The following is a 14,436-nucleotide window of genomic DNA, read 5'->3' on the forward strand; positions in this document are numbered from 1 at the left end:
GCGTGCCGGTGCGCTCAGCCTTTGGCGAGGGGTTCGGCGTTGCACCAGTCGTAGATCGACAGGGCCATGACCTTGATGGCCGCGAGGTAATCGTCGATCGACACATATTCGTCGTTGGCGTGCATGACGGCGGTGGAGCCGGGCCCGAAGATGACCGTCGGCGTCTTGCCATAGCTGTTGAGGAAGCGCGTGTCGGCGGCGCCCTGGCGGCCGCTGATGATGGGCTCCTTGCCGGTGATCTCCGTGTAGTTGCGCGCCACCGTCTGCACGATGGCGTGGTCGCGCGGAATCTCGGAGGCCTCGGCATCGTAGCCGACGAAGCGCACCACCGGCGGATGGTCCTTCATCCAAGGGTCCTTCGCCGCCGCCTCGGCGATCTTCTTCACCAGGCTCTGCTTGACGCCTTCGTGGTCCTCGCCCGGCACCGTGCCGATCGAGCCCTTCAGCAGCGCCGTTGCCGGGAACGCGCTCGGATAGTTGCCGGCCTGGAACGAGCCGATGATGCAGGGCAGCGAATCGATGGCGCTCGGATAGAGCGGATGCGTCACCGTGGCCACTCGCTCGTCCTCCAGCTCCTGCACGGCCTCGACGATCTTCTGGCCGAGCGCGATGCCGCTCACGCCCAGATAACGCTGCTGGATGCCGGCCGGCTTGCCCTGGATCTCGATCTCGAACCAGATGCGCCCGATGCAGGCCGGCTGCACGTGCAGGTCGCTGGTCTCGCCCGAGATGCCGGCATCGGCCGTGTAGCCACGGATCACCGTGTCCAGCGTGCCGTGGCCGCTCACCTCCTCGTCGATGACGATATTGATGAGCACGTCGCCCTTCAGTTCGATGCCCAGTTCCTTCAGATACTGCACGGCGAGGATGTGGCTGGCCACGCCGCTTTTCATGTCGCACGAGCCGCGCCCGTATATGCGCCCGTCCCTGATCGCCGCCGACCAGGGGTTGTCGCTCCAGCCCTCGCCATTGCCGACGGGAATCACGTCGGTGTGGCCGTTGAGCAGCAGCGAGCGGCCGCCGCCCGTGCCCTTGGCGGTGGCCACGATGTTGGGACGGCCCTCATAGCCGCGGGCGACCGGGCGATAGCCGGGGTGCTTCTTCAGCTCTTCCCAGTCCGTCTCCCACATGTCGACGTCCAGGCCGATACCGTTCAGATAGTCGCCGAGGAAGGCCTGGATCGCCGCCTCGTCCCCGGTGACGCTGGGGATGGAGACCATCTTCTGCAGGAACTGGACGGCGCTTTCCCTCGAGGCGTCGATCTTGTCGAGGATGCGCTGGCGTGTCGCGTCGGTCATCAGGATACTCCGGTAGGGTCAATGTTCGGCAACCCGCGCGCATGGCTGCGCGCGGAAGGTGCACGCTGTCAGTCCATCATGCTCGGCAACCACAGGACGATGTCGGGGAAGGCGATCATCAATCCCATAAGGGTGATGTTGATCAGCACGAAGGGAATGACCGCCTTGTAGATGTCGCCCATGGTCGTGTCCGGCGAAGCCACCCCCTTCATGACGAACAGGGAAAGACCGGCCGGTGGCATGATGGTGTCCATCTCTAGATTGACCATCATAATGACCGCGAACCAGATCGGGTCCCATCCCATCTGGTGCACCACCGGCAGGAAGATCGGCATGGTGACCAGCACCATGGAGGTCTGTTCGAGAAACACGCCCACGACCATGACCATCAGCATCATCATGGCCAGAAGCACAAGGGGATGAACCGGCAGGCTGGTCGCCCACTCGGTGATGGCGGTGGTTGCGCCGGAGAAGCTCAGCAATTGTCCGAAACCCGCCGACCCCGTCAGGATGATGAGGATCATCACCGAAAGCTTGGTCGCGGAACCCACGCCCTTCTTGAGCGTATCGAGGTTGAGCCGACCGTAGCAGAGGGTGAGGATCAGGGTGAGGAAGGTGCCGATCGCCGCCGATTCCGTGGGCGTGGCGACGCCTTCGAAAATCAGCCCGATCGTGGTCACCACGATAAGGACCGGCGGCACCAGATATTTCATCGTGTTGACGAGCTTCTCCCGCATCGGCACTACGGGAACCTCATAGGGCGGGGCGACCTCCGGCTGCAGCGTGGCCCGTATTACGATGTAAAGCACATACATGATGGCCAACATGACGCCGGGCACGATGATGGCGATCAGCGTCTTGGCGATGGAAAACCCGCCCACGCTGGCCAGCACTATGGCCAAAGTGGAGGGCGGAATGAGAATGGCGAGCGCGCCACTGCCGAGCACCGGGCCCATCGCCATCGACTTGGAGTAGCCACGCTTTTCCATTTCCGGCGTCAGGGTGGAGCCGAGCATGGCGACGCTGCCCATGGCAACGCCGGTCAGGGTCGCCAGCACCGCGCCGGCGCCCACCGTCACCACCGCCAGGCGCCCGGCGATAAACCCGATCCAGCTGTCCAGCGTGTTGATCATGCGCGGGGCGATGCCGGCATGGAACATGATCGTGCCCATCAGAATGAACATCGGGATCGGAACCAGCATGAAGGTGGAGATCGAGCTCTCGATGCTCAGGACGAGCTGGTTGAGCCCGGCCACGCCGCCCCACATGAAGAAGGCGCCGACCATATTGGCCAGCATGAAGGCAATGGCCACCGGAACACCGATAAGCATGAGGCCGACAAGGCCGGCAAAGAACAGCGAAAGGAAAACCCACCACTCCATTGTCAATGCTCCTCTGAGGCCGCGACAACGGCGGTCCCGGTCTGAAAACGTCGGGCCCGGCGCAGGAATTCGATCCCAAGCAGGACGCAGCCGACCGGTATGGCGAAAAGACTTACGGCGCGCGGAATCTCCAGCTCCGCTGCAACCACGACGCCGCGGCGAAGCGACAGGCCGATCGCCTTGGAAGCGTAGTAGGTCATGGCGAAGCACACGGCCGCTCCGATCAGGGAGGAGAGAATGTTCAGCGCGCGCTGGGTGCGGGGGCCGACCGAAGCGGTGAGCAGATCGACCATGACATGGCCTTCGGAGCGCAGGACCCAGGCCGCTCCCAGGAAGGTCATGTAGACCATCATGATGCCCGAGATCTGGTCGATGCCCAGGATGCCGATGTTGAAGGTCGCGCGGATGGCGATCTTGGCAACCGTGGCCAGCATCATCACCATGAGGATGACGCTTGCCAGCACCGCCGTCACATCGAGGAGGCGGTCGAAGAGCCGTTCTATTGATTTCATATTGGTCACTGCAGGGAGCGAGGGGAAAGGAGCCGGCGGATCAACTCCGCCGGCAAAGGGTCACTGGCCCGCGAACAGGGCCTTGACCTCGTCGACACGTTCCTTGCCGAGCGTCGTTTCGTAGTAGGCCCACAAGGAGTCATTGGCGGCTTGGGTCCAGCGCTTGGCTTCCTCGTCGGAAATCTCGACAATCTCCATACCGTCCTTCTTCATGATCGCCTCCTGCTCCTTCTGGTTCTTGTCGAACCATTCCAGGGCAAAATTCTGCGTTTCGGCGATGGCCTTCAGCAGGATTTCCTGCACCTCGGGCGACAGGCTGTCCCACTTGTCGAGGTTCATCGCCACGCTGCCGCCGCTGCGGTACATTGGCTGGTTGATCATGTATTTGGTCACCGTCTGCCAACCATAGCGGGTAAAGGCATCCGCCACCGGCCAGGAGAACCCCTCAACCGTGCCGCGATCCATGGCAAGGAAGATTTCCGAAGGCGGCAAGGTGATGGATTCGGCACCCACGGCCTGGACGAAATGACGGGTGAGCGGCGCCACGCGCAGCTTCTTGCCCTTCAGGTCGTCCACCGACTTGACCGGGAAGTTGGAGGATATGTAGTGGGCGCCCTCGCCGGGATCGCCGGCGGCATGGCCGAGATGACGTACGCCCTTGGCCGCGTAGAGTTCGACCATATAGTCATAAAGCGGCGAACCCGGGCCGCCGTCGGGAACGGTCATGGGCGATAGCTCGGTGATGTCGCCGCCCGGCACAACGCCCGCCCAGTAGTTGGGCGCGCCGTACCAGACATCGAAGACGCCGTTGACCAGCGCTTCGGGCTGGTCGAAGGGCGGCAGCACGTCGTCGGCGCCGATATATTGCACTTTGACCTTGCCTTCTCCCAGCTTGTTCACGTTCTCCATGAAGTTCTTGCCCACTTCGGCCGTCGGCGAGAACCCCGGCGCCCAGGCGCCGACCATCTTCAGCGTGACGGTGTCCTGGGCGTGGGCGACCGTGTTGCCGAGCAAGGCGACGCCGAATGCCACGGCACTCCAGCCTCGCGTAAAGCTAAAATTGATAGACATTGTTCCTCCCCATGGGATCGCCGCGCAGCCCGACCGCGCCGGCCTTGTCGACTTCAGCCATCGGCTTCCTCCCGATCGCGCTTGCACCATAATGCGCTGCTTTACAGCTTGTCTACAATTTTTTTGCTATTGCATACAAACTGTGCGTCGCCTAGTTTGCCTTCACCACATCAAGGCCATAAGGAAGGCTCGCGGAAGAAACGCGGTGACCAGCACTTCGAGAGGAAAGTGATGAGACCGGCAGCATTCGAATATCATCGCGCCACATCGCTCGAGCATGCCCTGGAGCTGCTCGGCGAATTCGGCGAGGACGGGCGGCCGATCGCCGGTGGCCAGAGCCTGGTGCCGATGATGAATTTCCGCCTCGCCCGGCCGGGCCATCTGGTGGACATCAACCGGCTGCCGCTCGACACCATGGAGAGTGACGGACAGGTGTTGCGAATCGGCGCCCTGACCCGCCATATCGCCTATTTCGACCACCCGCTCATCGCCCGGCACTTTCCGGCCTTTCTCGAGGCCGTCCACTATATCGGACATCCCACGATCCGCCGGAACGGCTCCATCGGAGGCAGCATCTCGCATGCCGACCCAACCGCCGAGCTTCCGGCGGTCTGCGTGCTCCACGATGCCGAGATCGTGGTGCGCTCCACTGCCGGCGAGCGGCGCATCAAGGCCGCCGACTTCTTCCTGAGCGCCTATGTGACGGCATTGGAGCCGGGCGAAATGGTGGTGGCGGTGGAATTCCCCGTGCCGCCGACCAACTCCACAGGCAGCTTCATCGAACAGGCCGAACGCAGCGGCGACTTCGCCACCGCCTCGATCGGCGTCACCCTCGAATTCGATGCGGGCAGCATCGCCCGGGCTGCCCTGGTCTGCTGCGGGGCGGACCTGGTTCCCATCCGCGCGCCGGCGATCGAGGACTTCCTGCGCGGCAAGCCGCTCGATGCTCCCCGCGCGGCCGAGGCGGCGCGCATGTTCGCGGCCTCGACCGACCCGGTCGACGACCATGTCGCCTCCGCCGGCTACCGGCGCGGTCTGATCGAGGAACTCACCCGGCGCGCCATCGAGGCTGCCTGCAACAAGGCTGTGGAAGGACGATGATCGAAATCACGCTCGAAGTGAACGGCGTCAGCAAGACGTTGCAGGTTGAGCCGCGCCGGCTGCTGGCCGATGTGCTGCGCGAGGAGTTCCGCCTTTCCGGCGTCCATATCGGCTGCGCGCACGGCGCCTGCGGCTGCTGCACGGTGCATCTGGACGGAACGCCGCGCCTGTCCTGCCTCACCTTCGCCGCCCAGTGCGACGGCGCTTCCATCCGCACTGTCGAGAGCGTCGGGGGTCCCAATGCCGAAAATACCCTGCAGCAGGCCTTCAAGAGCGAGCACGGCCTGCAATGCGGCTACTGCACGCCGGGTTTCATCATGACGCTGCTGCCTTTCGTGGAAGAGATGGTCGTGCAGAAGCGCATGCCCGACGACGCCGAAATCCGCGAGGCGATGAGCGGCAACATCTGCCGTTGCACGGGCTACAACGGCATCGTCGCGGCGGTGCGCAAGGCCGTCAGCACCGGCCTGGAAGCGGGAGCCTGACATGAAAGCGGAACAGCCACGGCACATCGGCGCACGTATCCAGCGCTTCGAGGATATCCGTCTGCTTTCGGGTTCCGCCCGCTACATTGACGACATCCGCCTGCCGGACATGCTGCACCTGAACTTCGTGCGGGCCGAGACGGCGCATGCCAATATTGTGGAGGTCGACACCTCCGGGCTCGCCGACCTCGATTATCCAACCTGGGTGTTCACCGGCAAGGACACGGCGGGCCTGTCGATGAAGGCGCATCAGGACTATCCCGAGATGCAATATTCGGAGCAGCCGCTGCTGGCCGAGGGCAAGGTGCGCTTCGTCGGCGAGCCGGTCGCCGTGGTTCTGGCCGAGGACGCCTACAAGGCCGAGGATGCGGCCGAGCTGGTCTTCGTCGACTACGACCCCCTGCCCGTGGTGGGCACGATGGCGCAGGCGCGCGATCCCGAGAGCACCCCGCTGTTCGAGGGCTGGAACGGCAATGTCATCGTCCAGCGCCAGATGAAGGGCGGCGACCTCGAGGCGGCGAAGGCGCAGGCGGCGCACGTCATCCGCCGCACCTACCGCACCCAGCGCCAGGCCGGCGTGCCGATGGAATGCCGCGGCGTGGTAGCGAGCTTCGACACCGCCAGCCGGGTGCTGACGGTGTGGTCCTCCACCCAGATGCCGCATCTGGTGCGCACCTACATCTCCGAGGAACTCGGCCTGCCCGAATCCCGCATCCGTGTCGTCGCGCCGGATGTCGGCGGCGGCTTCGGCGTCAAGGGCCAGGTCTTCGCCGACGAGGTGCTGGTCGCGTGGCTGGCCATGCAGACCGGGCGCCCGGTGAAATGGATCGAGGACCGCCGCGAGCACCTGATTGCCTCCATTCACGCCCGCGACCACGAGCATACGCTGGAGGCCTATGTCTCGGCGGATGGACGCTTGCTCGGCCTCAAGGCCGACATCACCGTCGACAACGGTGCCTATTCCACCTTCCCCTTCACCTCGGCCGGCGAGCCGGGCATGGTCGGCAAGGTGCTGCCGGGCCCCTATGATTTCCAGGCCTATGAGGCGACCTTCCGCGCCGTGGCGACCAACAAATGCGCCATCGGCACCTATCGCGGCGTCGCCCGCCCCTCGGCCGTCTTCTCGCAGGAGCGGCTGATGGACGACATCGCCGCCGAACTCGGTCTCGATCCGATCGAGTTCCGCCTCAAGAACGTCGTGCGCCAGTTCCCCTACCGCAACGTGCTGGGCTTCACTTACGACCCCGGCTCCTATGCCGAGGCGCTGGAGAAGATCCGCGAGCTGCTGGCCGACGACATCGCCGAGGCAGCCGCCTCCCGCAATTCGAAGACCCGGCGCATCGGCGTCGGCATTGCCTGCTTCATCGAGCAGACGGCGCATGGCACGCCGGACTTCACCCGGCGCCGCGTTCCCATCGAGACGGGCTACATCGCCGCCCGCGTCGACATGTCGCCCGATGCCGGGGTGACCATCGACCTCGGCCTGCAGAACCACGGCCAGGGGCTGGAGACGACCATGGCGCAGGTGGCCGCCGACGCGCTCGGCATCGAGCCGAAGGACGTCTTCGTGCGCCATGGCGACACCATGACCACCCCCTATTCGGTCGGCACTTGGGGCAGCCGCGGCGGGCCGCTGGGCGGCGGCGCCGTCCACGTCGCCGCGACCAAAATCGCCGACAAGCTGCGCGCCATCGCCGGACACCTCTTGCAGGCCAAGCCCGACCAGATCGTGCTGGCCGAGGGCAAGGCCTCGGTGCGGGACAATCCCGGCAGCTTCATCGAGATCCGCCGGCTCGCCCGCATCGCCCAGCGCAATGTCGACCAACTGCCCGAAGGCATGACGCCGGGGCTGGAGGCCCATGCCAGCGTCGACGGGCCGGCCGACGGCTCCTATGCCAATGCCGTGCATGCGGCGGTGGTCGAGATCGACGTCGAGACCGGCAAGACGAAGCTGCGCCGCTTCGTCGTCGTCGAGGATTGCGGCACCATCCTCAACCCGCTGGTGGTCGACGGACAGGTGCGCGGCGGCGTCGTACAGGGCATCGGCTCGGCCATGTTCGAGCATTTCGTCTACGATTCCGAATGTCAGCCGCTGACCACCAGCTTCGCCGACTATCTGATGCCGCTGGCGCCCGAAATCCCCGACATCGAGGTCCACCATATCGAGACGCCGACGCCGCTGACGCCGCTCGGCGCCAAGGGGCTGGGCGAAGGCGGTGCCATCGGGCCGGCGGCGGCCATCGCCAATGCCGTTGCCAACGCGCTGGAAGTCGGCGTGACCAACACGCCACTCAACACCGATGCGGTGTGGAAACTCGCGCGGCATATCCGCGAGCAGGCCTGACGGCTTCCGGCGGGACAACAAGGTCCCGCCATTCCTGTTCAGAAGAGGGAAAACCGGGCTGGAGCAGCGGAGCGGCGTTCGTCAGAACGGCCGCGAGACCGCCTCGCGTTTGGGGGATAGATCGGGGCCCGGCTTCAGCCGATGCTGTCGCTTTCCAGCGCCAGCAGCACGTCGGCGGCGGTGCCGGCCAGCAGGTCCACGTGCTGGCGCATCAACGCGTGGGCGAGGTCCTCGTCGCCGGCCACGATCGCATCGGCGATGCGGCTGTGCTCGGCGATCGACTTGGCCATCTTGCGCGGGCTGGTGATGTGGCGGCGGTAGACGTGCAGGCGGTTGCGCAGCTTGCGGCTTTCCTCCTGCAGGAAAACGTTGCGTGCGCCCCGGAAGATGGTGTCGTGGAAGAGGTTGTTGGCCTCGTAGAACCTGTCGAGATCTTCCTTCCCGGCATGCGCCTGGCATTCCTCGTTCCACTGGCGCATCTCGGCGATCTCGTCGCGGCTCATGCGGCGGGCCGAAAGACGCGCCGACAGGCCCTCATACTCGGCCATGACCTGGAACATCTCGATAAGCTCGGCGGTCGTCAGCCGTCGCACGGTGGCGCCCTGGTTCTTCCTGATGTCGACCAGGCCGCTCGATGCCAGATGGCGCAAGGCCTCGCGCACGGGCGTACGCGAGACCTCGAAGCGGCGCGCCAGCGACTGCTCGTCCAGCCTGTCGCCGGGCTTCAGCACACTGTTGAGAATGTCATCCTCGAGCAGGCGCACCAGATTGTCGGCCGACAATCTGGTCTCCCGCTCATCCTGCACGACTTCGCTCACCGGCAAATCTCCAATCTTGCATACAATCTGCTAGATGCATGTTCATCCAGCCCGTTGCAAGCGTCGATATTGTCGACGTTATCATTATTGCTGGACGGTGATGACCAGATATTCGGCCTCCTCGTCGCCCTCGTTGAGGGTGTAATGGGGGTCGCCCGGCTCGAACAGGACGGCCTCGCCGGCGCCGAGCGTGAACCGTTCCTTGCCGCTGTCGAAGGTCATGCGGCCCTTGACCATGTAGAAGACCTGCGACCAGTCGTCGTGATGGTGCATCTCGCCGCCGCCGCCCTTCGGCGCCCGCGAGACCTGGACCGAGAAGTTGCTGTCCTTGAACGGCACTACGTCGAGCACGGTGAGGCCGCCGAAATGGGCGGGCGGGGTGATGCCGGCGGCCGCGCCGTTTTTCCAGATGTTCATGTCTGCTTCTCCGATCTATGCGAAGCCTACGAGATGTAGGCCATGTAGGGGCTGATGACGCTGCGCACCGGAACCTGGATGATGGCCGGCTTGCCGCTGGCGATGGCATCCCTGACCGCAGCCTGGATGGCTTCGGCATCGCGGGCCAGATAGCCGCGGCCGCCCAGCCCTTCGGCAACCTTGGCCCAGTCGCGGCGCGGCAGGCCCATCTCATAGGTCTCGCCGAAGCTCATCTCCTGCGGCAGGGCGATGGCGCCCCACAGCTCGTCGTCGAGGACGACGATGATGAAGGCCCGCCCGTAGCGTTCGGCCGTGTCCAGTTCGGCAACATGGAAGCCGACACCGCCGTCGCCGACGAAGACGACCACCGGGGCATCGGGGTCTGCGAAGCTGGCGCCGGCGCCGTAGGGCACCTCCGCCCCCAGCGCGCCGGACTGGCCTGCGCGCAGGTAGCGGCCGGGCGCCGGCATGCGCAGCCGGGCATCTGCCCAGAAGTCCACATTGCCGTGCGAGGTGACATAGATGGTGTTTTCCGGTGCCGCCCCGGTCACCGCATCGACCGCGGCGATCGGATGAATGCCCTTGTTGTCGCCCTCGCCGAGCTGGGCGTCGCGTTCCTTGCGCCATTCGCCGACCAGCCCGTTCGTCCAGCCGCTTTCCAACTCAAGCGCCGGAAGCCCGGCCAGCAGCTCGACGAAAGCCGCCGGGGAAGCGGCCAGCGCCACGTCGGCGCGGCGGTTGCGGTGCAGCAGTTCCTGGTCCGAGCAGACCTGGACGATGCGGGTATCGGCGCCGACCGTGTCGCCGAATTCGAGGTCGAACTCGAAATGATGGCCGAGCAGGACGATGCAGTCGGCCTTCTTCATGGCCGCGCGCAGCGTCTGGTTGCACGGCGCGTAGGCCGGACCCATCCAGTTGTCGTGGCGCTCGTCGACGATGCCGCGGGCCAGGCGCATGGTGGCGAAGGGCAGGCCGTGCCGTTCCACCGCCTCGGCAAGCCGGTCCGAACGGTCGAAGAACAGCTCGTCGCCAAGGATGAGCAGAGGCCGGCGGCTGGCCGCAAGCACGCCCCGGGCCGCCTCCGTGTCCTTGCCGCAAAGGCCTGGACGGCCCGGCATGGGCGGGCGGCTGGTCTGCGGTGCCGCCGTGAGCGGGGCCGAAAGAATGTCGGTTGGCACTTCGATGAACACCGGGCCGGGGCGACCCGCCCACATTTTGCGCCAGGCAATGTCGAGATATTCCTGCAGCCGGTCCGCATCGGTGCAGCGCGCGGCCCATTTGGTCACGCCCTTCATCAGCGGCAGCACGTCATAGGCCATGCCGGCACCACGCTCCGCCGACCGGGTCGCGGCCTGCGCCCCGACGATGATCACCGGCGTACCGGCGAGCATGGCGACCATGCCCGGCGTCACTGCATTGGTCACGCCCGGACCGAGGGTGACGACCGCCGCCCCGGCCTCGCCGGTGACGCGCGCCTGCGCCTCGGCCATGAAGCAGGCCGCCGCCTCGTGACGGGTGTGGATGAGGGGCAGGCCCTGTTTCGCACAGGCCCGGTAGACCGCGTTGATCGGCCCCCCTGAAACCGAAAAGACGTTGCGCACGCCCGCCGCCTTGAACCAGGCGACGATGGCCGCGCCGCCGTCGGTGACGGCCGTGTCGGATGCGTTGTTCTTAGTAAGCACGGGATTTTCCTCCATCGAGGGCTATGGCCGTGCCGGTGATGAAGCCTGCACGCTCCGAAGCCAGTGTGGCGACGATTGCACCGAAATCCTCCGGGTTGCCGAACTTGCCGACCGGCACCTCCTCCAGCCACAGTGCCTCGGCCGCCTTCCGGTCCAGCCCGTCGCGCTCCATGCTCGAGCGGACCAGATATTCCATGCGGTCGGTGGCGAATGGGCCCGGGCACAGGCAGTTGACCATGATGCCCTCATGGGCGAACTCGATCGACAGCGACTTGGCGAGCCCGACCACGGCCAGACGCACGGAGTCCGACAGCACCATGTTGGGCTGGACGATCTTCACGCCGACAGTGGTGATGAAAATGATGCGGCCCCAGCGATTGGCCTGCATATGCGGCAGCACCGCGTGGCACAGATCGACCATCGGCAGCAGGCTCTCGTTCAGCGCCGCCTCCCAGCCCTCGCGCGGCACGTCCAGGAACGGCGCCGAGACCGGCCCGCCGGTGTTGCCGACGAAGATATCGAGGCCGCCGAAGCGCTCCACTGCCTGATCGACGCCCGGTTTCAGGGAGCTCCTGTCCGTCAGGTCCATGCGCACGGGGCAGACGTCGCTTGCGCCGGCCGCGCGCAATTCCTCCACCAGCGAGGCCATCGCCTCCGGGTTGCGGCCGGCCACCGCGACGCAAGCACCTTCGGCCGCGAGGGCGAGCGCCGAAGCTCGTCCCAAGCCGCGGGATGCCGCCGTGACCAGCGCCCGCTTACCCTTCAACCCAAGCTCCATCTGGCCCTCTCTCCGGCATCCTCACCTGGATTCTGGCTACCAGCGTGTAAACACGATGTCAATTCATGTAGACAATCTTTTTCTATTTGCATACAAAATGAATTGGAGCAGAAGCAATGAAATGGGCATTGCGCCCAAGCCCAGGAGACATCGCATGACCGACACGCCGCTGATCCCCCTCGTCATCGGAAACAGGATCCTGAACGAAGCCTCCGACGGGGTCGGCCGGTCCTTCGACCCCGCCACCGGCGCCGTCGTGGCCGAGTATGTGCGGGCCGGCGAGGCCGAGGTGGAGATGGCGGTCGCCGCCGCCCGCGAGGCCTTCGACAACGGCCCGTGGCGGCGTATGCGTCCGTTCGAGCGTGGCCGCGTCCTGCATCGCATCGGCGAGCTGATGCTGGCCCGCCGCGACGAGATCGCGCGCAAGGAGAGCACCGACAGCGGCAAGCCGCTGCGCGATTCCTATTGGGAGGTGGATTGCTCGGCCCGCTTCTTCGAATTCTACGGCGGCGCGGCCGACAAGCTGCATGGCAACTCCATTCCGCTCGGGCCGGACTGGTCCGACTGGACGGTGAAGGAGCCCGTCGGCGTCAGCCTCCACATCATTCCGTGGAACTACCCTTTCCAGCTCATCGCCCGCGGCGTCGCCCCCGCGCTTGCCGCCGGCTGCGCCGTCATCATCAAGCCGTCGGCCGACACGCCTGTCACCGCCTATGAATTCGTCAAGATCTGCCAGGAAGCAGGCCTGCCGGAAGGGCTGGTCAACCTCGTCAACGGCCGCGGTTCACTGGCCGGCGACCTGCTCGCCCGCCACAGGGGCGTCGACCAGATCACCTTCACCGGCTCGGTGCCGACCGGCGAGCGCGTGCTGGTCGCCGCCGCCTCGCACGCCGTGCCCTGCAACATGGAGCTGGGCGGCAAGTCGCCGCAAATCCTGTTCGCCGACGCCGATCTCGACCGGGCGCTGCCGCTCGTCGCCGGCGGCTTCCTCACCCATTGCGGCCAGGTCTGCAACGCCGGCACGCGCCTGTTCGTCGAGCGCTCGGTCCATGACAAGGTGGTGGAGAGGCTGCATGCGCGCATCAGCGCCATGACGCTGGGCGCCGGCATCGACGATCCCGACATGGGCCCGCTGATCAACAAGGGCCACCGCCAGGACGTCGAGGCCTATTATGACGTGGCGCGCAAGGAAGGCGAGCTGCTGCTGGGCGCCGAACTGCCTTCCGCACCGGCTCTTGCCGATGGCGCCTTCGTGCGTCCGGGCCTGGTCGTCGGCGCCGACAACGCCACCCGTATCGCCCGCGAGGAGATTTTCGGGCCGATCCTGACCGTCATTCCCTTCGACACCGCGGCCGAGGCCGTGGCTGGCGCCAACGACTCGCCCTTCGGGCTGGTGGCCGGCATCCACACCACCAATATCGATAAGGCGCTCGGCGTCGGCGAGAAGCTGCGCGTCGGCCAGGTGTGGATTAATTCCTTCGGCGTCGGGCTCGACGTGGAGTTCCCGTTCGGCGGCTACAAGCTTTCAGGCTACGGGCGCGAAAAGGGGCTGGAAGCGCTGGCGGCCTACCAGCAGGTCAAGAACATCGCCATCCACCACCCCATGCCCTAACGGCAACGCGGGCAAGAGCGGCCCCCACAAAGACCGGCGCATGGACCCATGCGCCGGATCTGGAATCGGGGCCATGAGGGCCTGTTAACCGGCGGAACTGCCATCCGGCCCCGGGGTTGCGGCCTCGACCCGCAGTTCCACCCGGTCGGCGGCGAAGCGCGTCACCGAGCACTGGACGGGCGCGCCGGACAAATCGCCGTTCACGGCGCGCGTGACGATCACGATGGCCCCCGGCGCCAGTTGCAGCTCGCGCGTATCGGCTTCCTCGGCATGGCGCGCCTCGATCGAGGTCGAGGTGCGGCGGTAGTCGGAAATACCGAAACCGGCGAGCGCGGCCGTCACGGAGCCGGTGCGGGCGAACAATTCGGCGATGCCCTCGAAGCGATCCGCCGCGAACCAGGAGGTCGAGCGGGACACCGGAATGCCATCGGCCCGACCGAGGCTTTCGATGCGGATCACCCCCTTCCCCGTCTCCAGGCCGAGCGCCCTCGCCACCCAGGCGGTGGCCGGCTCTTTTGCCGTGCCGATCATTTCGCTGCGCGTATCGCGCGCCTGATCGCCGAGCCCGGCGGAGAAGCGGGTCCGCTCGCCGATCGGATAGATGAGACGCTGCCGGCGCCGCACATAGGTTCCACGCCCCTGCTGCGATTCCAGCACGCCTTCATGTGCGAGCGCGGCGATGGCCGCCCGCACCGTATGGCGGTTGACGCCGAAGCGTTCCGCCAGCCCGGCTTCCGGTGGCAGCCGGCCCGTCTCGTCCGCCAGCCCATTGGCGATCCCGGCCCGTATGCCGTCCGCGATCTGCCGCCAAAGGGCGACGCCAAGGCCTCGCTGCAATTGCGCCGTCATCGTTTCATCCGCCGTTCCCAATCCTGTCATGCACCCGTCACCTAGCATGGCTATGGTGGCTCCAATTCATCGATTTGTCTAGACTAA

Annotated in this window: 13 protein-coding genes; 4 read left to right on the forward strand and 9 right to left on the reverse strand. The window is 65.9% G+C overall.

What is annotated here, in order from left to right:
- Positions 1-14: 14 nt before the first annotated feature.
- The 4 genes from ACVCNR_RS20175 to ACVCNR_RS20190 form a co-directional block, all read right to left on the reverse strand.
- Entirely contained in the window at positions 15-1,298 is a 1,284-nt protein-coding gene (locus tag ACVCNR_RS20175; protein WP_447076226.1) for an ArgE/DapE family deacylase, read from the reverse strand.
- Positions 1,299-1,366: 68 nt separating this feature from the next.
- Entirely contained in the window at positions 1,367-2,680 is a 1,314-nt protein-coding gene (locus tag ACVCNR_RS20180; RefSeq protein ID WP_447076227.1) for a TRAP transporter large permease, read from the reverse strand.
- A 2-nt stretch (positions 2,681-2,682) separates the two neighbouring features.
- On the reverse strand, positions 2,683-3,192 hold the full coding sequence (locus tag ACVCNR_RS20185) for a TRAP transporter small permease (RefSeq protein ID WP_447076228.1): 510 nt from the start codon (positions 3,190-3,192) through the stop codon (positions 2,683-2,685).
- Between the two features lie 60 nt (positions 3,193-3,252).
- Positions 3,253-4,263 carry a TRAP transporter substrate-binding protein gene (locus ACVCNR_RS20190; protein WP_447076229.1) on the reverse strand — a complete coding sequence of 337 codons (1,011 nt, stop codon included), beginning with the start codon at positions 4,261-4,263 and terminating at the stop codon, positions 3,253-3,255.
- Between the two features lie 231 nt (positions 4,264-4,494).
- Between ACVCNR_RS20190 and ACVCNR_RS20195 the strand changes: the two genes are divergently transcribed.
- The 3 genes from ACVCNR_RS20195 to ACVCNR_RS20205 are packed head-to-tail and all read left to right on the forward strand — an operon-like array spanning position 4,495 to position 8,193.
- On the forward strand, positions 4,495-5,364 hold the full coding sequence (locus ACVCNR_RS20195) for an FAD binding domain-containing protein (RefSeq protein WP_447076230.1): 870 nt from the start codon (positions 4,495-4,497) through the stop codon (positions 5,362-5,364).
- Entirely contained in the window at positions 5,361-5,849 is a 489-nt protein-coding gene (locus ACVCNR_RS20200; protein ID WP_447076231.1) for a (2Fe-2S)-binding protein, read from the forward strand. Before ACVCNR_RS20195 ends, ACVCNR_RS20200 begins: the two co-directional genes overlap by 4 nt.
- A gap of 1 nt (position 5,850) precedes the next feature.
- Positions 5,851-8,193, forward strand: coding sequence for a xanthine dehydrogenase family protein molybdopterin-binding subunit (locus tag ACVCNR_RS20205; protein ID WP_447076232.1), 2,343 nt, complete (start codon positions 5,851-5,853; stop codon positions 8,191-8,193).
- A gap of 134 nt (positions 8,194-8,327) precedes the next feature.
- Here ACVCNR_RS20205 and ACVCNR_RS20210 read toward each other — a convergent pair whose 3' ends face one another.
- The 4 genes from ACVCNR_RS20210 to ACVCNR_RS20225 form a co-directional block, all read right to left on the reverse strand.
- A complete protein-coding gene (locus tag ACVCNR_RS20210; protein WP_354193627.1) occupies positions 8,328-9,011 on the reverse strand; it encodes a GntR family transcriptional regulator in 684 nt (227 codons plus the stop codon).
- Between the two features lie 84 nt (positions 9,012-9,095).
- The gene (locus ACVCNR_RS20215; RefSeq protein WP_447076233.1) at positions 9,096-9,428 is read right to left on the reverse strand and encodes a cupin domain-containing protein; all 333 of its coding nucleotides are present in this window, start codon (positions 9,426-9,428) and stop codon (positions 9,096-9,098) included.
- Between the two features lie 26 nt (positions 9,429-9,454).
- Entirely contained in the window at positions 9,455-11,110 is a 1,656-nt protein-coding gene (locus ACVCNR_RS20220) for a thiamine pyrophosphate-binding protein (RefSeq protein WP_447076234.1), read from the reverse strand.
- A complete protein-coding gene (locus tag ACVCNR_RS20225) occupies positions 11,100-11,888 on the reverse strand; it encodes an SDR family oxidoreductase (RefSeq protein ID WP_354193624.1) in 789 nt (262 codons plus the stop codon). Before ACVCNR_RS20225 ends, ACVCNR_RS20220 begins: the two co-directional genes overlap by 11 nt.
- 154 nt (positions 11,889-12,042) lie before the next feature.
- Here ACVCNR_RS20225 and ACVCNR_RS20230 point away from each other — a divergent pair, with 154 nt between their 5' ends.
- Positions 12,043-13,500 (forward strand): aldehyde dehydrogenase family protein, encoded by a 1,458-nt coding sequence (locus ACVCNR_RS20230; protein WP_447076235.1) that lies wholly within the window; start codon positions 12,043-12,045, stop codon positions 13,498-13,500.
- A gap of 84 nt (positions 13,501-13,584) precedes the next feature.
- Here ACVCNR_RS20230 and phnF read toward each other — a convergent pair whose 3' ends face one another.
- Positions 13,585-14,379 (reverse strand): phosphonate metabolism transcriptional regulator PhnF, encoded by a 795-nt coding sequence (gene phnF, locus ACVCNR_RS20235; RefSeq protein WP_447076236.1) that lies wholly within the window; start codon positions 14,377-14,379, stop codon positions 13,585-13,587.
- Positions 14,380-14,436: the final 57 nt, after the last annotated feature.

This window comes from Aquamicrobium terrae, from assembly GCF_052978165.1.

Coding starts and splice junctions, on each gene's coding strand:
- ACVCNR_RS20190 (WP_447076229.1), bottom strand. CDS start 4,263: ATGTCTATCAATTTTAGCTTTACGCGAGGCTGGAGTGCCGTGGCATTC.
- ACVCNR_RS20200 (WP_447076231.1), top strand. CDS start 5,361: ATGATCGAAATCACGCTCGAAGTGAACGGCGTCAGCAAGACGTTGCAG.
- ACVCNR_RS20185 (WP_447076228.1), bottom strand. CDS start 3,192: ATGAAATCAATAGAACGGCTCTTCGACCGCCTCCTCGATGTGACGGCG.
- ACVCNR_RS20225 (WP_354193624.1), bottom strand. CDS start 11,888: ATGGAGCTTGGGTTGAAGGGTAAGCGGGCGCTGGTCACGGCGGCATCC.
- ACVCNR_RS20205 (WP_447076232.1), top strand. CDS start 5,851: ATGAAAGCGGAACAGCCACGGCACATCGGCGCACGTATCCAGCGCTTC.
- ACVCNR_RS20215 (WP_447076233.1), bottom strand. CDS start 9,428: ATGAACATCTGGAAAAACGGCGCGGCCGCCGGCATCACCCCGCCCGCC.
- ACVCNR_RS20195 (WP_447076230.1), top strand. CDS start 4,495: ATGAGACCGGCAGCATTCGAATATCATCGCGCCACATCGCTCGAGCAT.
- ACVCNR_RS20180 (WP_447076227.1), bottom strand. CDS start 2,680: ATGGAGTGGTGGGTTTTCCTTTCGCTGTTCTTTGCCGGCCTTGTCGGC.
- ACVCNR_RS20175 (WP_447076226.1), bottom strand. CDS start 1,298: ATGACCGACGCGACACGCCAGCGCATCCTCGACAAGATCGACGCCTCG.
- phnF (WP_447076236.1), bottom strand. CDS start 14,379: ATGACAGGATTGGGAACGGCGGATGAAACGATGACGGCGCAATTGCAG.
- ACVCNR_RS20230 (WP_447076235.1), top strand. CDS start 12,043: ATGACCGACACGCCGCTGATCCCCCTCGTCATCGGAAACAGGATCCTG.